21 protein-coding genes are annotated in these 22,085 nt (G+C 62.2%); 12 read left to right on the top strand and 9 right to left on the bottom strand.

What is annotated here, in order from left to right; translation table 11 throughout:
- Window positions 1-60: 60 nt before the first annotated feature.
- The 6 genes from MTX19_RS32400 to MTX19_RS32375 all read right to left on the bottom strand — a co-directional run bounded on the left by MTX19_RS32400 (window position 61) and on the right by MTX19_RS32375 (window position 6,975).
- Complete coding sequence (locus MTX19_RS32400) at window positions 61-1,314, bottom strand: arsenic transporter (protein WP_280980851.1); 1,254 nt, start codon at window positions 1,312-1,314, stop codon at window positions 61-63.
- A 28-nt stretch (window positions 1,315-1,342) separates the two neighbouring features.
- The gene (locus tag MTX19_RS32395; RefSeq protein WP_280985648.1) at window positions 1,343-2,623 is read right to left on the bottom strand and encodes an MFS transporter; all 1,281 of its coding nucleotides are present in this window, start codon (window positions 2,621-2,623) and stop codon (window positions 1,343-1,345) included.
- Window positions 2,624-2,676: 53 nt separating this feature from the next.
- Window positions 2,677-3,297 carry a hypothetical protein gene (locus MTX19_RS32390; protein ID WP_280980850.1) on the bottom strand — a complete coding sequence of 207 codons (621 nt, stop codon included), beginning with the start codon at window positions 3,295-3,297 and terminating at the stop codon, window positions 2,677-2,679.
- Window positions 3,298-3,344: 47 nt separating this feature from the next.
- Window positions 3,345-4,052 (bottom strand): hypothetical protein, encoded by a 708-nt coding sequence (locus tag MTX19_RS32385; protein ID WP_280984947.1) that lies wholly within the window; start codon window positions 4,050-4,052, stop codon window positions 3,345-3,347.
- A gap of 116 nt (window positions 4,053-4,168) precedes the next feature.
- On the bottom strand, window positions 4,169-5,536 hold the full coding sequence (locus MTX19_RS32380; protein ID WP_280980849.1) for a sigma-54 dependent transcriptional regulator: 1,368 nt from the start codon (window positions 5,534-5,536) through the stop codon (window positions 4,169-4,171).
- Window positions 5,521-6,975, bottom strand: coding sequence for a HAMP domain-containing sensor histidine kinase (locus MTX19_RS32375; protein WP_280980848.1), 1,455 nt, complete (start codon window positions 6,973-6,975; stop codon window positions 5,521-5,523). The genes MTX19_RS32380 and MTX19_RS32375 overlap by 16 nt, the downstream gene beginning before the upstream one ends.
- 417 nt (window positions 6,976-7,392) lie before the next feature.
- On the opposite strand from MTX19_RS32375, the gene MTX19_RS32370 reads away from it, so the two are divergent.
- The 11 genes from MTX19_RS32370 to MTX19_RS32320 all read left to right on the top strand — a co-directional run bounded on the left by MTX19_RS32370 (window position 7,393) and on the right by MTX19_RS32320 (window position 19,653).
- Window positions 7,393-7,626, top strand: coding sequence for a hypothetical protein (locus tag MTX19_RS32370; protein ID WP_280980847.1), 234 nt, complete (start codon window positions 7,393-7,395; stop codon window positions 7,624-7,626).
- Between the two features lie 135 nt (window positions 7,627-7,761).
- Window positions 7,762-8,121 carry a hypothetical protein gene (locus MTX19_RS32365; RefSeq protein WP_280980846.1) on the top strand — a complete coding sequence of 120 codons (360 nt, stop codon included), beginning with the start codon at window positions 7,762-7,764 and terminating at the stop codon, window positions 8,119-8,121.
- A gap of 200 nt (window positions 8,122-8,321) precedes the next feature.
- On the top strand, window positions 8,322-9,494 hold the full coding sequence (locus MTX19_RS32360) for an efflux RND transporter periplasmic adaptor subunit (RefSeq protein WP_280980845.1): 1,173 nt from the start codon (window positions 8,322-8,324) through the stop codon (window positions 9,492-9,494).
- A gap of 28 nt (window positions 9,495-9,522) precedes the next feature.
- Complete coding sequence (locus tag MTX19_RS32355) at window positions 9,523-10,218, top strand: ABC transporter ATP-binding protein (protein ID WP_280980844.1); 696 nt, start codon at window positions 9,523-9,525, stop codon at window positions 10,216-10,218.
- A 23-nt stretch (window positions 10,219-10,241) separates the two neighbouring features.
- Entirely contained in the window at window positions 10,242-11,474 is a 1,233-nt protein-coding gene (locus MTX19_RS32350; protein WP_280980843.1) for an ABC transporter permease, read from the top strand.
- Between the two features lie 434 nt (window positions 11,475-11,908).
- Window positions 11,909-12,376, top strand: a complete 468-nt coding sequence (locus tag MTX19_RS32345) for a (2Fe-2S)-binding protein (protein WP_280980842.1) — start codon at window positions 11,909-11,911, stop codon at window positions 12,374-12,376.
- A 16-nt stretch (window positions 12,377-12,392) separates the two neighbouring features.
- Complete coding sequence (locus MTX19_RS32340) at window positions 12,393-14,642, top strand: molybdopterin cofactor-binding domain-containing protein (protein ID WP_280980841.1); 2,250 nt, start codon at window positions 12,393-12,395, stop codon at window positions 14,640-14,642.
- Between the two features lie 144 nt (window positions 14,643-14,786).
- On the top strand, window positions 14,787-15,419 hold the full coding sequence (locus MTX19_RS32335; RefSeq protein WP_280980840.1) for a DUF3365 domain-containing protein: 633 nt from the start codon (window positions 14,787-14,789) through the stop codon (window positions 15,417-15,419).
- A 25-nt stretch (window positions 15,420-15,444) separates the two neighbouring features.
- Entirely contained in the window at window positions 15,445-18,168 is a 2,724-nt protein-coding gene (locus tag MTX19_RS32330) for a response regulator (protein ID WP_280980839.1), read from the top strand.
- Window positions 18,161-18,538: a response regulator gene (locus MTX19_RS32325; RefSeq protein WP_280984946.1), complete on the top strand. Its 378-nt coding sequence runs from the start codon at window positions 18,161-18,163 to the stop codon at window positions 18,536-18,538. Before MTX19_RS32330 ends, MTX19_RS32325 begins: the two co-directional genes overlap by 8 nt.
- A 14-nt stretch (window positions 18,539-18,552) precedes the next feature.
- Entirely contained in the window at window positions 18,553-19,653 is a 1,101-nt protein-coding gene (locus tag MTX19_RS32320) for an adenylate/guanylate cyclase domain-containing protein (RefSeq protein WP_280980838.1), read from the top strand.
- Between the two features lie 69 nt (window positions 19,654-19,722).
- On the opposite strand, the gene MTX19_RS32315 is transcribed toward MTX19_RS32320, so the two are convergent.
- The 3 genes from MTX19_RS32315 to MTX19_RS32305 all read right to left on the bottom strand — a co-directional run bounded on the left by MTX19_RS32315 (window position 19,723) and on the right by MTX19_RS32305 (window position 21,391).
- Window positions 19,723-19,977 carry a hypothetical protein gene (locus tag MTX19_RS32315; RefSeq protein ID WP_280980837.1) on the bottom strand — a complete coding sequence of 85 codons (255 nt, stop codon included), beginning with the start codon at window positions 19,975-19,977 and terminating at the stop codon, window positions 19,723-19,725.
- Window positions 19,978-20,412: 435 nt separating this feature from the next.
- A complete protein-coding gene (locus MTX19_RS32310; protein WP_280980836.1) occupies window positions 20,413-20,820 on the bottom strand; it encodes a hypothetical protein in 408 nt (135 codons plus the stop codon).
- A 226-nt stretch (window positions 20,821-21,046) separates the two neighbouring features.
- A complete protein-coding gene (locus MTX19_RS32305; RefSeq protein WP_348638235.1) occupies window positions 21,047-21,391 on the bottom strand; it encodes a DNA-binding protein in 345 nt (114 codons plus the stop codon).
- A gap of 159 nt (window positions 21,392-21,550) precedes the next feature.
- Between MTX19_RS32305 and tnpA the strand changes: the two genes are divergently transcribed.
- Window positions 21,551-22,015 carry an IS200/IS605 family transposase gene (gene tnpA / locus MTX19_RS32300; RefSeq protein ID WP_280984622.1) on the top strand — a complete coding sequence of 155 codons (465 nt, stop codon included), beginning with the start codon at window positions 21,551-21,553 and terminating at the stop codon, window positions 22,013-22,015.
- Window positions 22,016-22,085 lie beyond the last annotated feature (70 nt).

Here is a 22,085-nt window from a genome sequence, read left to right as displayed (position 1 = left end):
GTCAGAGATCGCTGGGGCAACGGCCAGCTTTCGCGTCCGTCGTTCCCCGGTGCATTGCCTTCACATGATCGCTGCAGCAAGCGCCGCGAGCAATGCGGGCGGCGTCACCAGCGCGCCAATTTTCAAGAATCGCCATGCGGTGACGTCGATCTTTTCCCGCCGCAGCGCCACCAGCCACAGGATCGTCGCCAGCGACCCGGTCACCGAGAGATTGGGTCCAAGATCGACTCCGATCAACATCGCGCTTAGCACCGATGGAGGGAGGTGGTCGTTGGCCGCGACAGAGCTCGCCACCAGGCCCACGGGAAGGTTGTTCGCGATGTTGTCGGCGATCGAGGTGACGAGGCCGGCGCCCCAGGCGGCGTGGCTCGGCGATCTTTCGATCCCCGCTTGTAAAAGCGCGCTGAGATGGCCGATCGCGCCGGTCTTCACCAGTGCTTCCACCATCACGAACAATCCAGCGACCAATGGCAACACGCTCCAGGAAGTGCCTCTCATCACCGGCCAGGGCGACTGGCGGTTAATAGCGAGCACGGCCGCGGCCGTAACAGCACCGCAAATGAAAGTCGGCAATCCCAATGGCACGTCGAGTGCCGAAGCCGTCAGCAGCACGACGCCGATCGCGGCGATGCCGATTGCGGTGAGTTTGCCGCCGCGGCCGAGCCTGGGATGCGGTACACGGCTCTCGATGTCGTCCTTGGCGAGCGCACGGCGCTGTGTCAGGTGAAGCACGACATAGGTCATCGCAATCGCGGCAATCGAAGGCAGCGCGAATCGGTGCAGCCATTCGAACAGATGGGGCATACGCTCGCCGAACACGACCAGGTTGGCGGGATTGGAGATCGGCAGCACAAAACTCGCGGCGTTGGCGATGAAGGCGCACGCGAAGAGATAGGGCAGGGGATTCGCGCCGGCGGCGCGGGTCGCGGTATAGACCGCGGGCGTCAGCACGATGGCGGTGGCATCATTGGAAAGGAGGACGGTGACGAGAATGCCGACGGCGTAGACCAAAAGAAACAATCGCTGTGGCGAGCCACGGGCATGTTCGACCGCGAACGCGGCCAGATAGTCGAAGAGACCTTCGCACCGCGCAAGTTCCGCGGTGAGCATCATGCCGATCAGGAAGAAATAGACGTCGAGACCCTTGGCGACGCCGTGCAGCGCTTCGCGTGTGGTCAGGACGTTGCAAATCATCAGCGCGACGGCGCCCCCGACAGCCCAGATCGCCTCGGACAAGCGAAATGGCCTGATGATGACGCCGGCGGTTGCCGGGACAATGATGCTCAAGGTCAGAAGCGATTCGTGCGGCGGCATTGTCCTGTCGTCTCCAAAAGAAAAAGAATCATCCTGCAGCGATGCCGGAAGCCGATGGGGCTCTCCGCGTCAGTCGGCTTGTACCCATACCGGACTGCGCGCGCGTCTCGGGCAATGCGAACCAGCACACTCCAAAGCCGCTCGCCGCGATGGCGCCGAGCGTGAGGAAGGCTGCGCTATAGCCCGCTTTGACGACGACAAGGCCTGCGAGCGTGGTGGACAGCGCCGCGCCGATGCTTTGCGCCGTGATGATCGCGCCTTGCGCGACATTGAAGCGCCCGGTGTCGCGCGTCAGATCGGCCACGATCACGGGAAAGATCGCGCCGAAGATGCCGGCGCCGATACCGTCGAGAAGCTGCACGCCGACGAGCCAGGCCTCGTTGTCGGACAGTGTATAGAGGGCGCCGCGAAGGGGCAGGATCAGAAGCGCGGCGAGGAAGAAGCGTTTGTGCCCCCATCGGTCGGCGCGCGCGCCCACCAACATCGCCATCGGCACCATGACGAATTGGGCAACGGTGATGCAGGCCGACATCAGGCTGGTGCCGAGATCCTTGTCCTGCAGCGCCAGCTTTTGCCCGACCAGCGGAAGCATCGCCGCATTCGAGAGATGAAACAGCGTCACGCAAACCGCAAAAATGAGAAGCGGGCGGCAAGTCAGGAGGATACCCAGGCCTGACGGGCGCTCCAGGGCTCTGTCCAGGCTTCTCCCGTGCAGCCCGCGTGCGAGGTCATGGTCGATCGCGTCTTCCGGGATCGCCAGCACGCTGACGAGACTTGCGATCGCCATAACCGCAAGAAGGTAGAAGACGACCTGAGGGCCGAAGAAGTAGGCTGTGCCGCCCGCAATCGTCGCGGCCATCGCATTGCCGGCGTGGTTGAAGCTTTCGTTGCGGCCGATGCGGGCAGTGAAGGCGCGACGGCCCACGACGCCGAGCGACACCGCAGCTATCGCCGGCGGAAACATCACGCCCGCGGCATGCGCGATACCTTGCGATACCGCAACGGGCCAGAAGCCCGGACAAAGCGGCAAGGTCAGAGAGGCGATAGTGACAATCAGCGCCGCGCAGATCATCAATTGACGTTTTGCCTTTGTCGTATCGACCAGGGCGCCGGCCGGCGTCTGCGCAACGATGCCGGCAAAGCTTGCGATCGACATAACCATGCCGATGCTGGCTTCGTCCCATTTCTGCTCGGTCAGGAGATAGATGGCGAGATAGGGCCCGAGCCCGTCGCGCACATCGGCCAGGAAGAAGTTGGCGGCATCGAGGGCGCGGTTGGCGCGTTGCCTTGATTTCGAATCGCTGGACATGTCCGCCCTCGACCTTCGATGTGATTCCGCCAATTTCTTTTCACGTCTCCGGCTCAGGCGCGTGCGGCCTGATCGTGCTTGGGCTTTGCTTCGTGCTTGGGCTTCGGCTTTGCCTCCTTGATCGGGCGCAGATCGTCACTGTCGGTGCCGATCTCCTTCGCATGCAGCACGCTGCCGTGCTTGGTTTCGACGCCGTCGCCTCTCGCGGCGATCCTCGCGTTCGGCGCAAGGAACTTGGCAACCTGTTCAGCCTCCTTCGGACCGACACGGATCACCGTGCCGTCGGCGAGCAGCGCGCCGCGAAGCTCGCCCTTGGGGCCGAACAGCGAGAGTCGCACCGCTCCCTCGGCCGACATCTTCCTTTTCTCTAGCTTGGGATGTTCGCGATCATGGCCTGGTCCCTGGTCGATAATGCGCGCTCCGTTCGTCGTGATCACTGCGACCGCGGCGACGAGATCGGCTTTGCGCGGCCGGGCGCCACGGACGCTGACCACGTCGCCTGCCTTGACGTGGCGGGTGAGCTCGGCCTCCATGTGTGGCGGCGTGTGGACGAGGACGGACGGGCGCGTCTCGCTGTTGATGACAAAGCCGTCGATCTCGCCATGCGGGCTGAGAACGAAGCGTTCGACGGTGCCTTTCACTTCCGGAAGGCAATCGGGATCGATCCAATGCATGTTGTTCTCCTCTCTGGTCTGTTGGCTTCTGGAATTCTCTGTCTTACTCAGCCGCGCGGTGGAGGCGGCGGAGGCGGTCCGAAGCGGTCGGGACCGCCCTTGGGGCCGCGCGGAGGACGCGGTCCGTCGAGCTCGGTCATCTGACCAGGCGAAGTGCCGATCGCTTGCACGTCGACCACCCTGCCCAGCCCGGTGTCGAGTAGCTCTCCGCGTACGGAAACCATCTGCCCGGGTTGCAGCCAGTCCGCGAAGCGCTCGGCTTCCGGCGGAGGCAGGCGAAGCTGGCTGCCGTCGTCGAGCAACGCGCCGTTCACTTCGCCGCGCTTGCCGTGCAGCGCCGCGGCGATCCGGCCGTTGAAGGTCTGTTGCGTGCCGCCCCGCTCGGGCCCTCGCGGTGGCCCGTTGTCGGCCACGCTCCTGCCGGTTGCGACATTGGTGACGGAAGCCGCATCGACAAGCGGAATGGCCCGGGCGCGCATGCCGCGAATCGAAACCTCGTCGCCCGGTCGGATCGTATAGACGACCTGGGCCGAGAGATGCGGCGGCAGCTTCACTTCCGTGCCGTCGGTCAGGATCAGCCCGTCAACGTCGCCGCGCGGCGTCAACGTGTATTGCTTCACCCGGCCGCGCGACTCCGGCAGTTGAGAAGAGTCCCAGACCGAACCCATCGTCTGCGAATAAGCGCTTGCGCCGGCGCAGCCGGCCGTGGCGGCGAGGAACGCGCACGCAAGCGTGCGCATCCGTGTCGATGTCATCTTCATGATCAAGCTCCTTCCGAGTGGCGACTGGTCGCCAATGCGAAAGGTTCAGCAATCGGCGTGCCAAGGCCGAAGCGCTTGTTTCTGAAGGAGTTAGCGGGAGCTGCGGTCGTTTAGCCGTCGTCTTTTCCGACGGCGGATGTCGGATTTCCTGACGCATCGCTGCCGGTCAGGCCGTAACGCTGCATCTTGGTGTAGAGAAGCTGGCGGTTGATGTTGAGACGCCGCGCCGCCTCGGTGCGGTTCCCGCCGCAGGCGTCCAGCGCCTCGCGGATCATCGCTTCCTCAAGCTGGGCGACCGCCGCCGGCAAATCGCTCCCGGGAAGCGCGGTCGCAACCGGGCGAATTTCCCCGGCGCTGGTGTCGATATCGTCCGCGTCGATGGTATGGCTTCTGGTCAGCACACAGGCCCGTTCGATGACATTGCGCAATTGCCTGACATTGCCGGGCCAGCTGTAACGCCTGAGTTTGTCGATCGCGCCGCTACCGAGCTGTTTGACCGGTTGTTCCGAAGAGACCAACAGCGAAACGAAGTGCTCGGCGAGCGGCACGATATCGGATGACCGCTCGCGCAGCGGCGGGATCGCGATGGGAACGACATTGAGGCGATAGTAGAGGTCTTCGCGAAACTCGCCGGCCGCCACAAGCTTTGGCAAGTCGCGGTGAGTTGCGGTAACGACCCGCGCGGTGGTCCGGACCGGCCTGCCACCGACCGGCGTCATCATCCGCTCCTGCAGCACCCGCAGGATCTTCGCCTGCATCGCAAGCGGCATATCGCCGATCTCGTCGAGAAACAGCGTGCCGTTGTCGGCGTCGCGGAAGGCGCCGGAGCGGTCGCTGGTCGCACCGGTGAACGAGCCCTTCACATGCCCGAACAGTTCGCTTTCGAGCAGGTCCGGCGGGATCGCAGCGCAGTTGACGGCGATGAAGGGCCCGTCCTTGCGCTGGCTGTGCACGTGCAGTGCGCGCGCCACCAGCTCCTTGCCGGTTCCGGTTTCGCCGAGGATGAGCACCGTCGCCTGGCTGTCGGCGGCAAGCCCGATCGCCTTCTGCACACGCCGCATGCCCTCGCTCGGTCCGATCAGGGTATCGAGGCTGCCCTTGCTTGCCGCCGCGATCGGCCGTCGCCGTGAGGGCAGGCGCTCCAGCAGGGTCTTCAACTCATCGCGTCCGATCGGCTTGGTGAGATGGTCGAAGGCGCCGAGCCGCATGGCCTCGATGGTGTTTTCGGCGCTCGCAAACGCGGTCAGCACCACCACCGCGGGCGGGTTCTCCTGCGCGCGGATGCGGCGCAGCACCTCGATGCCATCCATGCCTGGCATCTTGAGATCGAGCAGCACCGCGTCCACTGTCTCGGACAGCGCGGCGAGGCCTTCGCGCCCCGAGGAAGCCGTTTGCGGCGTGTGGCCGAGGTCGCTCAATGCCTCGACGAGGCCCTCGCGCAAGGCAGGGTCATCATCGACAATCAGGACGTTTGCCATGGCACCTCGATCTCAAACTTCGCGCCGCGGTCGGTGTGCGCAAGGCGTGCTTCCCCGCGGTGAGCACGCGCGATTTCTCGCACGATGGCAAGTCCGAGCCCAGTCCCCTCGGTGCGCGCCGTTGCGAAGGGCTCGAACAGGCGCTCGCGCATCTCCTCGCTCACGCCTGCACCGTTGTCGGTCACGCATAGCAGCAACTTGTCCTTCCGTCGCACGGCATCCACGACGATGCGTCCGCCGGGGGACGTATTCTGGATCGCGTTCAGGATCAGATTGTCGAGGGCCCGCTGCATCTGGAACGGGTCAAAGCGAGGTATTGGGTTGCTCGGCTCCGGAGTTTCAGCCCCGAGCGACAAGCCGTTGGCCGCCGCCAGCTCCTGGTGAGGCTCGATCGTTGCTTGCAGGAACGAAGCAAGGTCGACATCCGTCGGCTTGAGCTCGCCAGCCTGGGTCATCTGCAACAGATTACGCAGCAGCGCGTCCAGCCGCGCGACCTGCTTGAGGATCGCTTCCAGAGCAGTTTTCTTGCGAGCGTCATCGCTTGCGGCAAGTGCGTTTTCCGCCTTGAGCCGCATCGCCGCGATGGGGTTGCGGATCTCGTGAGCAAGCCCTGCCGACAGCCGCCCGACGGCCGCGAGACGTTCGGCTGTGCTTGCGCGGCGCCGCTCCAGCGCGAGCCGTTCGCCGGTTTGATTCAACGCATCGACCAGCCGGTCGAGCTCCTGCTCGCCCGTACGCGGAAGCTTTGGAAGGTCGACCGACCCGCTTTCGCTCTTGCCCAACGCCTGCTCCAGCACCGCGATCTTCCGCGACCAAGAGAACAGCACACGTGCGAGCCAGATCGCCGAGCCGAAGATGGTGAGTGCAAGCACAAGCAGTCCAGTCAGCAGTTGAGTATACGCGGGCCCCTCGGCTGTGAAGGTGCGCGTCATGGTCCAGGCCGTGGTGCTCGGCAGCGGTCCGCGCAGCGGGCAGGCGTGCACCAGCAGGACTTGCGATCGCGCCGGCTTCCGCAGGCCGGCCGGCCGCCCCGAACGCAAGGCTTCGGCGTTGACGTCGCGGATCGTGTTCAGCTCCGCGGCCGGAAGATCGGTCTTCGGACCTGTACCCTCGTAGGAAGGGAAGGCGTAGGCGAGCGAGCCCGCATCGGCTTGCCAGATGCCGCCCTCGACGCCGGTAGCGCTGGAGAGCGCGACCTGAACCAGTGTTGTTAGCTCCTGCTTCAGCCGATCGTCGATCCGCCCGCCGCTCCAACCGGAAACGAAGAATTGGTAGCGGTCGGCGATGTCCCGACAGGCCCGTGCGGCCAACTCCTCCGAGCGCGCAACGCGCGCGTCCGCTGTCTGCTGAAAGGACTCGAACAGGAGATAGGCGGTCGCCGCTCCCGACAGGACCAGCATGATCCAGAGTGCTAGCAGTCGCGACCAAAGAGACCGCATCGAAGTTCCCGGAGCAGTGAAATGACCCTCAATCTATACGAATTTTAGGCGACCGCTATCGGGGCGAGCCAGAAGCATAGTAATCGTTGATTGGGCGTTCGACGATAAGGCGCACGCCCGTCCTTGCGATAAGACCGCCGCATCCACGATTGGAATGAGAGATTGTAGCCGGATTGAACCATCTCGATGTATATCCTCGCGTCCTGATCCGACTCAAAGGTCCTGGCGTGCTCCACAAGCCTGCGGCCGGCTTTCTCAGGGGCGGAATAGGGGGCGGTCTTCCTTCGCCTTCATCGGCAAATTCCATCGCGCGCCTGCGCCGCATGGACGTGTGGAGCATGAATCATGTTCTCAGTCAGGACGTGGTCATCGAGGCGAGCGCCGCATGGACAATCGACCTTTCCAACAGACGAGATCTTGCCGCTCGCCGTCTCGCTGCCCAATGCGAAGATCGCGACGATCTACCAGAACCGTGATATCGGCAAGGCGAGGCTCGCGGGGCTCAAGAGGGTGGGTGATTTTCTGAGCGTGGTCTGGCTTCGTTGGTTGCGAGACCGTTATGAGCGACAGAGCAAAGGGCGCAGGGGGACCAACTTTCAGCCGAACGATCGTCGCAATTTTGACGATTCTGACTTCCCTGTCAGAAACTAACTCATTCATGATCGAGAATATCGAGCGTCATTCCGCGAAAAATTAGGAACCGCTGGAGATCAACTGCATTCAAGCGTTCGGCGCAAGTCGACAAACTTGGCGCCTTTGGCGAACGCTAACGAAGAGGAGTTGATGATGAGAAAACTCGCAATCATCGCAGCAGGCGTATCGTTGCTTGCGGGCACTTGCCCCGGCCAAGCATCCGACCACTTGTTCACGGCGGTAGGTGCCGGCGGCCTGACGACCTCCAGCAACCCGTTCGTCAAAACCAATGGACGGTCAGCCGACACCGTGCCGGGTCAGGGAAGCCCGCTGTCCGGTGCAGATCATACCACCCCGGCGGTCGAAATGGGGTCGTTACTTACGAACCACTTCACGCAGCCCAACACGAATGCCAATCCCGGCAACGGCACCCTGAAGACCCCTCCACCGGTCACGGCCGGAAAGACGGCGCCCTCAGCCAACAGTCCGCATACGGCGGTTATCATACCCTGATCCAACCACGGCGATCGCTTCGGATCGCGCCCGCGGCGGCGCGCGCATATGTCTCAATCTCTCTGAGACGCCGCGCGCCGCCTGCGGCACTGGAACGAACGGCGGCTACGCCTATCCTTAAAATGGAGCACCGCATCAGCTAGCGCGGCGAGATCACCATTCGCACGGACAATCAGCCGAATTTCCCTCGAAGCCTTCTGGTGCGTGTAGCGCTGGGAGTTGTGGCGATTGCGGTCACTTATCCGCTGTGGGCCCCGGACAATTCGGTCTCCGCAATCGGGGACGATCGCGACGAGTTGCGCTATGTCAGCATCGCCCGCGACAACGTCGTTCAGAATGTCACCGCCTCCGGAACGCTCGAAGCGGTTGACACGGTCGAGGTCAGCTCCCAGCTGTCGGGTCAGGTCGCGAAACTGATGGCTGACCACAATTCCCGCGTCAGGGCCGGCGAGCCGCTCGCCGCGCTCGACAGCGCGACGTTTGAAGTCCAGGTCAGGGAAGCGGAAGCCGCGTTGGCGATCGCGCTGGCCCAGCACGAGGAGGCCAAGGCCGCCGTCGAGGGCGCACAGGCGCGCCACGATGACGCCCTGCGCGATCTTCAGATCAAGAGCACGCTCAGCAGGAACGGCAGTGTTTCGCAGCGCGACGCCGAGCGCGCACAGATGGCGGCCCGGTCGCACGCCTCGGAAGTGTCCGCCGCCAAGGCAGGCGAGCAGATGCGGGCGGCCGGAGTCATGGCTGCGCGCGCTTCGCTCGAACGGGCGCGGCTCGATCTGGAACGAAGCACCATCAAGTCTCCGATCGATGGGGTTGTCATTCGACGGAGCGTGGAGCTTGGCCAAACGGTGGCTGCGAGCCTGCAGGCGCCGACATTGTTCACGATCGCGCGCGATCTTTCGGACATGCGCGTTAGTGCATCCGTCAGCGAGGCCGATATCGGCGCCGTCCGAACCGGGCAGCGCGCCTTGTTCAGCGTCGATTCCTATCCAGGCCGCGCGTTCGAAGGTCGCGTGCTTGAGATCCGAAAGGCGGCACAGATGGTGCAAAACGTGGTGACCTATACAGTGATGATTTCGGCGCCCAACCCCGATGGCTTGTTGCTTCCGGGGATGACGGCTGACGTCCACATCGTGGTTCAGGAGCGACAGGACGTGATGGTCGTTCCCAACGCTGCGCTGAGTTTTCGGCCGACCCACGACCGTCCAGACAATCCCGCCCCCGGTAAGGGCGTGATCTGGGTCCGCGCCAAGTCGGGCCATCTGGCGCCTGCGGTCGTGTCATTGGGCGCTACCGGGGATTCACTGACCCAGATCATGTCGCCAGATCTCAAAATCGGCGAGCGGGTCGCCATCGGTTACCGGAGTAAACCCTGAGAATTGGAGCCGCCCGGCCGGTTAGCGCATGAGCCTGCTCGTCACACTCGATCACGTCCACAAGCTGCACCGGCTCGGTGACCAAGCCGTTCACGCATTATCGGATGTCTGTCTGGAGATCGATCGCGGGGATTTCGTCGCCGTCGTGGGTCCGTCTGGATCGGGAAAATCGACCTTGCTGTCGATCCTGGGCTGCCTCGACCAACCCACGCGCGGGCGGTACCTTCTCCACGGCGAAAGTGTGTTTGCGCAGTCGAAAAGCCGCTTGAGCGAGCTGCGAAATCGGCGCATCGGCATCGTCTTTCAAAACTTCAATTTGCTACCGCGCCTGACCGCGCTCGAGAATGTCGCGTTACCGCTGTTCTATCGACGCGAACCGCTGCGGAATCCGGCTGCGAAGGCGCGTGCTGTCCTCGAAGAGGTCGGTCTCGGCGCCCGGATGCACCATATGCCTTCCCAGCTCTCGGGGGGCGAGCAGCAGCGTGTTGCAATCGCACGGGCGATCGTCAACGGTCCCGACCTTCTCTTGGCCGACGAGCCGACCGGGGCGCTGGACACAAGCACGCGCGATGCCATTCTCGCGCTCCTCCGCGAGCTGCAGCGCGCCGCGCTTACCGTCGTGCTTGTGACCCACGACCCCGAGGTCGCGGGCTGCGCGCGGCGCACGATCCGGCTTCGGGACGGCGTCGTCGTTGGCGACTCGGGACGTTGCGACAGCGCATGAATTGTGACCAGCGTAGGGCTCCAATGCGATCGCTCAGCTATGTTTATCTGGCGTTTCGGTCGGTGCGTGCGCACATATTGCGCTCGATTCTCGCCGTGACCGGCATTGTCATCGGTATCGCTGCTGTCGTGATTGTGGTTGCGGTGGCGGAAGGGGCGCGTGCCGAAATCTCGAAGCAGATAAATTCGCTTGGCTCGAATCTGCTGCTTGTGAAACCTGGCGCGCAGCTCGCACAGGGCGTGCGCCAACAGGCGGGTACCATCCTCTCGCTCACGACAGCCGATGCGCTGGCGATTGCCCGCGAGGTGCCCGACATTGTCATTGCCGCACCGTTCGTCGGTGAGCAAAAGACGACAGTATCGGGCGACTTGAACTGGTCGACCCTGGTCGCCGGTGTGACGCCCGAATTCTTCGAGGCGCGAGGTTGGAGACTCGCGGAAGGTCAACTCCTTAACGACGATCACGTTACATCGGCTGCAAAAGTCGCGGTTATCGGCCGCACCGTGGCGCGCGAACTGTTCAGGGGCAGGGACCCGCTTGGCCGCTTCCTGCGCATCGAACGCTCCTCCTACCTCGTGATCGGAGTGCTTGCCGAGAAGGGCCAGGATTTCACAGGTCGAGACCAGGACGACGTCATGTTCATTCCGTTGTCATCAGCGAAAATCTTCACAGTTGGACGCAGTCAGGCCAACCCGGATGCGGTGCATACGATTCTCGTGAAGACCGAATCCGCTGAATCCATGCAAGCAGCAGAATCGGCGATTGCCCGTGTCCTGCGGCAGCGTCACAAGATCGTGGGGCGCAAGTCCGACGATTTTAGCATTCAGAACCTCATCCAGGTCGCCCAGACGCGCGACCGGGCCTATCGCCAGTTCACCTTGCTGGTGTCCACGCTTGCGGGAATCTCCCTGCTGGTCGGCGGCATTGGCGTGATGAACATCATGCTTGTATCGGTCACCGAACGGATCAATGAGATCGGAATCCGGTTGGCGTTTGGCGCCCGGCCACAAGACATCCGCTGGCAGTTTCTATTGGAGGCAGTGCTGCTGTGCACGATCGGCGGTTTGTTGGGACTCGTCGTTGGCTATGGGTGTGCCCGCGTCGTCCCCTCCGCGTTAGGTTGGCCAATCGAGTTCAACGAACGGATGGCGCTGATCGCGATCGCCTGCTCCAGTTTCATCGGCATTGTCTTCGGTCTTCTGCCCGCCGAGCGGGCCGCGCGTTTGGATCCGGCGGTGCTACTAAGGTCCGGATAGGCGGCAATCTAGGCTCAACCAAGTGACAGTCATCATGAGCCACGCGCAGCCAAACGCGATGAGTGATCAAATTGGTTCAGTCGCCACTCGGCAACGCCGCAGTGCTGCACTTCTGGTGCGGTGCTCCCTCGATGGCGAACGAAGACCGGATTAAGTACTTGGTGTACTGGTGGGCCCGGCAGGACTCGAACCTGCAACCAGACCGTTATGAGCGGGCGATTTAGGATTACCACCAATGATCTTGCGGCACTCTCGATAGCAGTCGATCGCGTTCGCTGCGTCTTGGCGAGGCCTTTTCTGGTGCGAAAATGGTGCAGTGCGTCTAGTCGTAGTGTTTGACCCAGCTACCGAGCGGGAAGCGGCTAGGGGCATTCAAAATGGCCGCTGAAGGGAGTATAAGCGGCTTCTCATACGCACGAACGTGGGAGGCGCGCATGCCCACGTCGGTTTCGCTCGATGTAAACGGCCGCGTGGTCACGGTTGAAGTCGATGACCCGGGCATGCCGCTTCTTTATGCCTTGCGAGATAATCTCCAATTGAAGGGACCGCGCTTCGGCTGCGGGTTGGGCCAGTGCGGCACGTGTGCCGTGCTGCTCGATGATGAGCCTGTGCTCGCGTGCGAAATTTCGCTTACCAAGGCAGCAAACAAGAAGGTGGTGACGCTCGAGGGACTTGGCAGTCCAGAGAAGCCGTCGCCGGTTCAACAAGCTTTTATCGACGAACAGGCGGCACAGTGCGGCTACTGCCTTAACGGCATGATCATACACGCGACCGCACTCCTCGCGAAAACCATGAACCCGACCATACCCGAGATCAAGAAGGCGCTCGCCGACGACCTTTGCCGTTGCGGCACGCACCTTCGCATCATTCGGGCGGTGCAGCGGGCAGCGCGAAGGGCGTGAGACAAAGGAGACAGAGATGCTGGATTTCGTCTCCACTCGTCGCGACGTGTTGAGGACGGGCGGCGCGCTCGTCGTCGCCTTCACGTTTGCGGACGCCGCGCTCCCTGCTTTGGCTGAGAGCAGTTCTTCAAGGAAGACCGTCGAATCTGACGAAGTCGACGGATTTCTGTCCATTGATGCCGACGGACGGGTCACTGTCTATTCCGGCAAGGTGGACCTTGGCACCGGATTACGCACTGCATTAACGCAGATCGCGGCCGAAGAGCTCGACGTGTCACTCGATAGAGTGGGGCTTATCCAGGGCGACACCGAGCTGACGCCCGACCAGGGCCCCACCTGGGCCAGCCTCTCGATTCAGATCGGCGGGATGCGGATCCGTCAGGCTGCGGCGACAGCGCGCAAGGCGCTTGTTGAAATGGCCGCTGCGCGGCTTGGCGTGCTGGCGACCGAACTGCGGATCGAGGACGGCCTTATCAAGGGCGGCGACAAGAGCATTTCATATGCCGAGCTTGTCGGTGGCGGCAGTTTCTCGCTGAAGATCGACAAGGATGTGCCGGTGAAGGATCCGACATCGTACACGATTGCAGGCAAGTCTGTGCCACGTCTCGACATTCCGTCAAAGGTGACGGGACGCTTCACGTACATGCAGGATTTCCGTATCGAGGGAATGCTGCACGGCCGCGTGATCCGTCCGTTAGCAATTGGTGCTCGCCTGGAGAGTGTCGACGAAACCTCGTTGAACGGCATTCCGGGTCTCATCAAGGTCGTGCGCGAAGGCAACTTCCTTGGCGTCGTTGCGACAACGGAGTGGGGCGCCATCCAGGCTACTCGTAAGCTGAAGGCAACCTGGTCGAATTGGGAAGGGTTGCCCGAGCAGGCACGCCTCTGGGACTATGTTCGCGCCACCAAAATCAACAGCGATAAGGTCACTGCCAATGTCGGTGACAGCACCAAGGCGCTGCGCGATGCGCCAAAGCACATTTCAGCAACGTACGATTTCGCCATCCACACGCATGGCTCGATCGGCCCATCTTGCGCGGTCGTCGAGATTAACCAGGGTAAAATCACGTGCTGGAGCGCTTCCCAGGGGACGCACAGGCTGAGACGACAGCTTGCGGCGATGATGGATGTGCCGCTGGACAACGTGCACTGCCTCTTTATCGAAGGTTCGGGTTGTTACGGCCGTAACGGACACGAAGATGCAGCCGGCGATGCCGCGCTCCTCTCGCGCGCGGTGGGCGGGAAACCCGTGCGCGTCCAGTGGATGCGTGCTGACGAGCATGGCTGGGATCCGAAAGGTCCGCCGATACTGGTCGACCTCCGCGCCGGAGTTAATGACGAAGGTGGGATCATCGCCTGGGAGTCGGAGTTCTTTGTCCCTGGGGATGGGCTCGCCCCGATGTCACTCGTCGCCGCCACGCTCGCCGCCGTGCCTCCCACCCCGATCACGGAACCGTATCGCTACGGCAACCCCGACATCATGACCACCAACTCGGCGATCCCCTACACATTCCCGAACATCAAGACCGTGGCGCATCTCCTCGCGGAGACGCCATTCCGCTGGTCCTGGGTTCGGTCGCCGGGGCGCCTCCAAAATGCTTTCGCCAACGAATGCTTTGTCGATGAGCTCGCTGCTTTCGTTGGTGCCGACCCACTCGATTTTCGTCTCAGCCATCTCAATGACCCGCGCGGTGCTGAGCTTCTGCGGCGTCTGGCTTCTCTCGCCAAATGGGAGCAGCGGCGCTCGCCACGGAAGAGCCACCAGAACGATGTCGTCGCTGGGCGAGGCATCAGCTATGCCAAAGACTTTCCGTCGCCCACCTATGTCGGTGCAGTGGCGGACATCGAGGTCGACCGGAGGAGTGGGGAAATCCGCGTGCAGCGCTTCTTTGTCGTGCACGATTGCGGGCAGGTCATCAACCCCGACGGCGTCAGGAACCAGATCGAGGGAAACATCATCCAAACCCTCAGCCGCACCTTGAAGGAGGAGCTCCTCTTCGATCGTTCGGCCGTGACGAGCCTCCATTGGGCCACCTATCCGATACTGACGTTTCCCGAGGTGCCCGACGTCATCATCGAACTTGTCGACCGTCCAACCGCGAAGCCGTCGGGCGCAGGCGAGCCAGCAGCCGCGGTCGTGCCGGCTGCGGTCTCCAATGCGGTCTTCGACGCTCTTGGCGTGCGGTTGCGCTCGGTCCCGTTTACCCCGGCGAAGGTCCTGGCCGCAATCGAGAGCTCCGCGCGACGCCCCTCTCGAGAACTGTGAGGTGAGGCGATGACCCGGTCGAGACATCCGCGGATCGTGGCGGCGGTTTTGCTGATGGGCGCGATCCCTGCATGGGTGATTTGTGCGACCTCGGCCAGCGAGGATCAGGGCGAGGAGCGGTTGATCGGCAAGAGCCTCGCAGACATGCTGCTCGCCGGCGAAGCTGTCGTCTCGCGCTCCCAGGAGCGGATTGATGATCCGAAGCTCGGCGACAAGGGTCTCAGCGGCGAGGCGCTGATCGAACAGGCTCGCGAAATCTATCGCACAACGACCGGCATCGATCCGATCTCGGTCGATCCCGCCTCCCGACAAGGTCAATTGCTGCGCATCCAAATGGACGCGATCGTCGAGGTGATGGATGCAAATCAGGCGACGATCAATGCCAAGGGGACGGGGTTCAAGGGGTTCATCCCGGCGGTGTTCGCACGGCTGGTCAACGAAGCCTTTGCGCGCAGGGCAAAGGGCGAGGCTGAAGTGAAGGTCACGGGACCGCCCGATCGCATTCGCAACCGAAAGGCGCGTCCCGACGCGTGGGAGACCGACGTCATCAAATCAAAGTTTCTCGCGCCGGATTGGCCGCGCGACCGTGCATACTCTGCCGCGGTCGAAACCGGCGGGCATCCGGCGTTTCGAGTCATGGTGCCACAATACTACGACAAAACCTGCCTGACTTGCCATGGCACGCCAAAGGGCGAAGTCGACATCACTGGTTATCCGAAGGAAGGCGCGAAATTGGGTGAGCTGGGCGGCGTGATCAGCATCATCCTCTATCGATAGTCCACATATAGGGGGACTCGCGACGATGGCGCGGCTGAATATCCGAACCCGGGTGATTCTTCTGTCGGGCGCGCTCCTTGTCGTCATCCTGGGGACGAGTATCTATCTCACGCGCAAGCTCGCAAACAGTTCGGCAGCGGTCGCCGAGGTCGCCGATCTGATCGACGTTATCGAATCGGCGAACGGCGCGCGCATCGCGTTCGGAGAGCTGCGGTATTGGATGACGGATCTTGCCGTCAGCATGCTGACGCTCTCGGAAAAGAACGCGGCGGAAGCTCAGGGCCGGATGGAGCGTCTGCTCGATCGGGTTGCGGCACGGAAACCCGATCGCATCGCCTCTGTCCGTGCGGAGCTCGCTCAGTTTCAGAAATTCGCCGCCGCGGCCGTTGAGGAGTACACAGCCGATCGCCGGGTGATGGGCAATTCCCTCCTGGCGCAGGCGCGACAACACAGCAACGTGGTCGACGAGCTCCTGGGATCGATCGTTACCGAATTTACCAACGAGGTGGCGGCCGACCGCGACCGTGCGGTCGCGGACGTCGTCGCCGCGACCCGGATCACGCAAGCTATCGCGGTGGCGGTCGTCATCGCAGCTGCGCTGCTGACCTTCTTCCTGCTGCGCTCGATCACGCTGCCGCTCCGGCGGCTTGTGGTGGCGATCGACGGCCTTAACTCCGGGAACGTGGCAGTCCCGATTCCCGCCGCGGGCCGTGACGAGATTGGCGCGATGGCCCGCACGCTCGCGATATTCCGCGATACGCTCACGGAGCGGGACCGACTCACTGCCGAACGCGAACACGAGCGCAAGACGCTCGCGGCAGCAATCGCAACCATCTCCGACGGTTTCGTGCTCTATGACGCCGACGACCGCATCGTTGCGTGCAACGAGCGCGTACGCGAGATCTATCCTCAGCGGGCCGACCTCTTCAGGCCCGGCACAAGCTTTCGCGAAATCCTCGAGACGGCAGTTACGCGCTCCGTGGCCGATTTGAGTGGCCGCACGCCCGAGCAGTGGATCGAGGAACGCGAGAGGCAGCATTCCGAGTCCTTCAGCGTGGCCGAGCTTTCCTACCGCAATGACCTCTGGGTGCGGGTGACCCAGCGCAGAACCCATGATGGCGGTACGGTGGTGGTCTACACCGACATCACCGAACTGAAGCGGCGACAGATCGAGCTGGAGCGGGCGCGCGAGGAGGCCGAGGCGGCAAACCGGACGAAGAGCCAGTTCCTGGCAAATATGAGCCACGAACTGCGGACGCCGCTCAACGCAATCATCGGACTCGCCGAGATGCTCCACGAGGAGGCACAGGAGGAGCCCGATAATACGTTCCTCGAGCCTGTCGGGCGCATCGTTCAGGCCGGCAAGCATCTTCTCATGTTGATCAACGATATTCTGGACTTGTCCAAGATCGAGGCGGGGAAACTCGATCTGTACCCGGAGGAGTTCGATGTTGTGGCACTCCTCGGCGAGGTTGCAAGGACGACCCAGCCGATCGCCGGCAAGAACCGCAACCGACTCATTGTCGACTGCCCCGCGGATACCGGTGCGATGCGGGCAGACCAGACCCGGGTTCGTCAGGTGCTTCTGAATTTGCTCGGCAATGCGTGCAAATTTACGGAGAATGGCGAGATACGGCTTACAGCCACGCGTGAAGCTGATGGACCGGCCGGATGGTTGGTCTTTGTCGTGGCCGACACCGGCATCGGGATGACGGCGGATCAGCTTCGACGTCTCTTTCAGGAGTTCTCTCAGGCCGACAGCTCGACGACCCGCAAGTACGGCGGCTCGGGGCTTGGTCTGGCGATCAGCCAGCGCCTATGTCGCGCCATGGGCGGAGAGATCACCGTTGCGAGCATGCCCGGTCGCGGAGCCGTGTTCACCGTTCGCCTGCCCGATCAAGCCGTCCATGCCGCAGCACCACGCGCCGAGATATCTCGGGTCGCGCAGAGCCAGTCCAGCCGGACGATGGAGCCCGTGTCGCGAGTGCTTGTCATCGACGACGATCCTGACGCCCTGGATGTCATGCGCCGCTTCCTCGGCAAGGAGGGCTTTGACGTCCTGACCGCGCGAGGGGGACAAGAGGGGCTCAAGCTCGCGCGAGAGCTTCATCCCTCGCTGATCACGCTGGATGTGCTGATGCCCGAGCTCGACGGCTGGCACGTTCTCAAAGAGCTCAAATCGATACCGGAGCTGGCTCCGATTCCCGTAATCATGCTGACCATCGTCGATGAGCGCAGTAAGGCTTATGCACTGGGCGCAGGCGAATACATCACCAAGCCGATCGATTGGACGCGGCTCCGAGCCGTTCTGCACCGTCTGAGTGGCGGTCCATCGAGAAAGGACATCCTTCTCATCGAGAACGAGGCGCAGACACGGAGACTGTTGGCGTCGAAGCTTACCGCTGAGGGATGGCGAATCGTTGACGCAGAGAACGGTCGCGAGGGCCTCAAGCAACTGGCTCAGCACAGACCGAGCCTGATCCTGCTGGATCTCATGATGCCGGAGATGGACGGGTTCGAGTTCCTCGAAGCACTCCGCGGTGACGCGACTTTTGAAGATATTCCCGTCGTCGTGATGGCGGCCACCGACTTGAGCGAAGCAGACCGGCAGCGGCTCAATAACGGAATTATCGAGTTCGTCTCAAAGGCGGGCTGCACCCGTGATGAGCTGCTGACGAGGATTCGCGACTTCCTCAAGCAAAAACTTCCCATCAATGAGCTGCATCGGCGGGCCGAGAGTCATGGTTAGGATCCTTTACATCGAGGATAATGAAGACAACATCTATATGGTGTCGCGCCGATTGCGTCGGAAAGGCTACGACGTGGTCGTTGCATGCGATGGTGCGGAAGGAATTGCGCTGGCCAAGAGCCAGCTCCCGGATCTCATTCTGATGGATCTCGGGCTGCCGGTCGTCGACGGCTGGGAGGTTACCCGGCGGTTGCGTGCGGCGCCCGAAACCGCTGCTATTCCCGTTGTTGCGCTGTCTGCTCACGCGCTGCCGGAGGATCGCGAGCGTGCGCTCGCGTCGGGGTGCAATGACTTCATTACAAAACCGACCAACTTCCTGCACCTGCTTGATCGGATCGAGGCTCTGGTGAAGAGAGCGCCGGACAGATGAATGATCCATCGCCCGTGATCCTGGTCGTCGACGACAACGAGGACAATCGCTATCTGCTCGTCCGTCGATTGCGACGGTTGGGCTACGAGACCGTGCTGACCGCCGAGGATGGCGTCGAGGCCATAGCAGCTCTTTCCGAGCATCCGGTGGACCTCATGCTCCTTGATGTCATGATGCCAGGGATGAACGGGCACGAGGTATTGCGGCAGATCAAGGCGCACCCGGCGTTACGGGAGGTTCGCGTTATCATGATTTCTGCCGTGGACGACGTCGACAGCGTGGTCCACGGCATCGAACTCGGCGCCGACGACTATCTTCTCAAGCCCTTTAACCCCGTGATTCTCGGTGCACGCGTCGGCGCGTGCCTGGAAAAGAAACGCCTGCGTGATCGGGAAGCCCATTACCTGGAAGAGATCGAACATGAGAGGCGCCGCGCTGACGAGATGCTGGAGGCTATTCTGCCGGCAAGCGCGCTGGCCGAGTTGAAGGCGACGAACGAGGTCAAGCCCCGCCGCGTCGAAGATGTGACGGTCCTGTTCAGCGATATCGTTGGATTCACGCACTACTGCGACAACCATCCCGCGGAGCAGGTGGTCTCCGAACTTCGGGGCCTTGTCGATGCGTTCGAGGACATCGTCGACGCGCACGCAATGGAGAAGATCAAGACCATCGGGGATGCATTCTTTGCTACCGCCGGGCTGCTCAAACCGATGCAGGACGGGGTGCTGGCGGCCGTGCACTGTGCGAGGGCAATGATCGAAACCGCGCAAAGGCTCGAGCCCGGCTGGACCGTCCGGATCGGAATTCACAGCGGACCGGTCATCGCCGGCATCATGGGGAGGCACCAGTACATGTTCGACTTGTGGGGGGACACGGTCAACACCGCGGCCCGCATCACCGCGCATGCCGACGGAGGATCGATCTTCATGAGTGCCACGGCTTGGGCCCAGGTTCGTCATTGCTGCGCAGGCCGAAGCCGCGGCTTCGCGGAGCTGAAAGGAAAGGGAAGCCTCGAACTATTCGAATGTCATGGCCTTCGGGCGGTCACGAGTCCTGCCGGGCCCACCAGTGATTCCCGCAGTCAGCCTCCGCCGGAGAGCGAAGGTCGCCCCTAATGTCGCTGAACCTCCCGTTAGCTTACGGCATGCGCAACGTCTTCGCGCCTGCGGCACCCAAGCGCCCGCTTAGCGTAATGGCTCGCAGAAGCGATCGCGCAAGCCCAAAACGGCGATCGCGCTGATGATGGCCGCCCCGACCACATAGAGTGCAGGCGCGAGCGGATTACCGGTCACCGCGATCAGCCAAGTCACGATGAGCGGGGCGAATCCGCCGGCAAGCACGACGGTGACGCCATAGACTAATGACACCGCAGTCGAACGCATGCGCGTCGGAAAGAGCTCCGCAAAGACCGACATGGCGGGTCCGGCATAGACAGCCATGGGAGCGCCAATGCGGATTGGACCACCGCGAGCCTCAGAAGGCTCGGCTCGGCGGTGATCACCATGAACGCCGGATAAGTCGCCAGTGCGAAGGCCAGGGTGCCGGTGATGAGCAGTGGTTTGCGGCCACAGCGATCCGAGATCGCGGCAACGATCGGGCTGCACATGAACAAGATAGCGCTCGCGACAGTTGTTGCGATCAAGGCTTGGGAAAACCGCAGGTCTAAAGCGGGATGAGTTTGGGTTGAATCGACTCGCGGCGGCTTCGGTCCACCTCTCCCCGTCGGGGAGAGGTCGGATTGCGCTCGGCGATGCGGAGCATCGTCCGGTGCAATCCGGGTGAGGGGCCTTGCGCTCTCGATAGACCGCAACCCCTCACCCGATTTGCTACGCAAATCGACCTCTCCCAAGGGAGAGGTGACCTCCGACGCTGTTTCAGGTCAACCTAATCCCATCATGCTTTAGCTGGCGGACGGCAAAGGTGTGCATGTAGACGAAGAGAACGTAGGCCGCGGCAAGATACAGAACCGCGATGCCGATGCCGGTAAGTAATGCATGAGGCTCGATACTCAGCATCTTTGGAGCGGAAAGGCCCGGAGCTTCCTTCCGCACCTTTTGGAACAGCTCGGGCTCGTCCAGCTTCGCTCTCACATAAAGACCGACGGGCACGATCAACAGACCGATCACAAAGGGCCCGCGCCATCCCCAAGCCTCGAGCTGGGCCGGCGTCATCGACAGTGAGATCCGCATCGTGACCAATCCACCAAGCAGCACGCCCGCCGCTTGACTAGCCGTCTGCCAGCTCGCGTACAGCCCCCGGCTGCCCTCCGGCGCGTTCTCCACGAGGATGGCAGTCGCGCCGCCACAGTCGTCCTCAACGCACGGAAGACATCGAGCGCCACTTCATGTTGGCGATGGATGGCGCGTTGACGAACTACCGCGCGGCCCGATGGCTGCGATCCGAGGGCTCAAACGCCATAGCGCCGCCTGAGGTCCTCGGCGTCCTCAGTGAGCACCTCCAGTGCCTTCCGCTGAGCATCCATCTTCGTCTTCAGCGCCAATACGTCCCTCAGCTTCGTACGCCGATGCTTGCCGAATATCGGAATGGGAGATCGCCAACGTCCATCCGATGGACCACGAGCGGGCGGGAGATTCCAAGGAGCTCTGCCGCGTCGTTGGGACTGAGTTCCTGGTCCTCAGCGAGGATAGCGACACGTTCGCCCTGGAGGAGATGGCCGAGTGCAGTCTCAAGCAGCGCCGCGGCCTTCGGCCGCAGCCTGACGACTTGGTCCTCGCCCGACTTGCGCCGGACCCGGACTTCTACTTGATCGCCCTTGCCGAGCTTGTCGAAGGCTTTGGCCGCCTTGCGGTCCTGATCCGAGAGCTCGACAAATTGCAGCACATGGGTAGTCATGGTCGGTTCCCTCTGGGCCTCAATACAAGATCCAGTACATCTAACCAAGCCTGCTAAGCCCCCGCCTATGGCGGGGCGAAAACCGGCAGTTCTACAGCTGCGGGAATGAAGTCATGGAGTCTCCTTGGGGAACCGCCAAGAACCCTCAAGGAGACCATGATGGAAGCAGAGTACAATCATCTTAATCACGCGACTTGGGAGTGCAAGTACCACGTCGTGTTTACGCCGAAGTACCGCAAGAAGCTGCTGTTCGGGAAGATCAAGCGACATCTGGGCCAGGTATTTCACGATCTGGCACGACGGAAGGAGTGCCGGATCGAGGAAGGTCACCTGATGCCGGATCATGTCCACATGCTGATATCGATACCTCCGAAATATTCGGTGGCGCAGATCATCGGGTATATGAAGGGGAAGAGTTCGATCTGGATCGCGCAGAACGTCGAACGGAAGATGCGAAATTTCCTGGGCCACAAATTCTGGGCACGCGGATATTTTGTCACGACCGTCGGCCGCGATGAGGAAATGATCCGGGCCTACATCAAGAATCAGGAAATGGCCGACCAGCAACTGGATCAGTTTGAGCTAAAGATTTCAGCTGCCCCAAAATCCAAGCAATCGTCCTAACATCCCTTAAAACCGCCTTTGGCGGTTCCCAATCAAACCTCCAGCTTTGCTGGAGGTTATTGGCTGAAAT

The organism is Bradyrhizobium sp. ISRA464, from assembly GCF_029910095.1.
In the GTDB taxonomy this organism is placed as follows: Bacteria; Pseudomonadota; Alphaproteobacteria; order Rhizobiales; family Xanthobacteraceae; genus Bradyrhizobium.
The sequence above is the reverse complement of the archived record's forward strand: the minus strand, read 5'-3'. Positions and strand labels throughout refer to the sequence as shown.

Coding starts and splice junctions, on each gene's coding strand:
- MTX19_RS32305 (WP_348638235.1), bottom strand. CDS start 21,391: ATGACTACCCATGTGCTGCAATTTGTCGAGCTCTCGGATCAGGACCGC.
- tnpA (WP_280984622.1), top strand. CDS start 21,551: ATGGAAGCAGAGTACAATCATCTTAATCACGCGACTTGGGAGTGCAAG.
- MTX19_RS32365 (WP_280980846.1), top strand. CDS start 7,762: ATGAGAAAACTCGCAATCATCGCAGCAGGCGTATCGTTGCTTGCGGGC.
- MTX19_RS32380 (WP_280980849.1), bottom strand. CDS start 5,536: ATGGCAAACGTCCTGATTGTCGATGATGACCCTGCCTTGCGCGAGGGC.
- MTX19_RS32345 (WP_280980842.1), top strand. CDS start 11,909: ATGCCCACGTCGGTTTCGCTCGATGTAAACGGCCGCGTGGTCACGGTT.
- MTX19_RS32330 (WP_280980839.1), top strand. CDS start 15,445: ATGGCGCGGCTGAATATCCGAACCCGGGTGATTCTTCTGTCGGGCGCG.
- MTX19_RS32335 (WP_280980840.1), top strand. CDS start 14,787: ATGCTGCTCGCCGGCGAAGCTGTCGTCTCGCGCTCCCAGGAGCGGATT.
- MTX19_RS32315 (WP_280980837.1), bottom strand. CDS start 19,977: ATGGCTGTCTATGCCGGACCCGCCATGTCGGTCTTTGCGGAGCTCTTT.
- MTX19_RS32340 (WP_280980841.1), top strand. CDS start 12,393: ATGCTGGATTTCGTCTCCACTCGTCGCGACGTGTTGAGGACGGGCGGC.
- MTX19_RS32375 (WP_280980848.1), bottom strand. CDS start 6,975: ATGCGGTCTCTTTGGTCGCGACTGCTAGCACTCTGGATCATGCTGGTC.
- MTX19_RS32390 (WP_280980850.1), bottom strand. CDS start 3,297: ATGCATTGGATCGATCCCGATTGCCTTCCGGAAGTGAAAGGCACCGTC.
- MTX19_RS32350 (WP_280980843.1), top strand. CDS start 10,242: ATGCGATCGCTCAGCTATGTTTATCTGGCGTTTCGGTCGGTGCGTGCG.
- MTX19_RS32400 (WP_280980851.1), bottom strand. CDS start 1,314: ATGCCGCCGCACGAATCGCTTCTGACCTTGAGCATCATTGTCCCGGCA.
- MTX19_RS32325 (WP_280984946.1), top strand. CDS start 18,161: ATGGTTAGGATCCTTTACATCGAGGATAATGAAGACAACATCTATATG.
- MTX19_RS32385 (WP_280984947.1), bottom strand. CDS start 4,052: ATGACATCGACACGGATGCGCACGCTTGCGTGCGCGTTCCTCGCCGCC.
- MTX19_RS32395 (WP_280985648.1), bottom strand. CDS start 2,623: ATGTCCAGCGATTCGAAATCAAGGCAACGCGCCAACCGCGCCCTCGAT.
- MTX19_RS32355 (WP_280980844.1), top strand. CDS start 9,523: ATGAGCCTGCTCGTCACACTCGATCACGTCCACAAGCTGCACCGGCTC.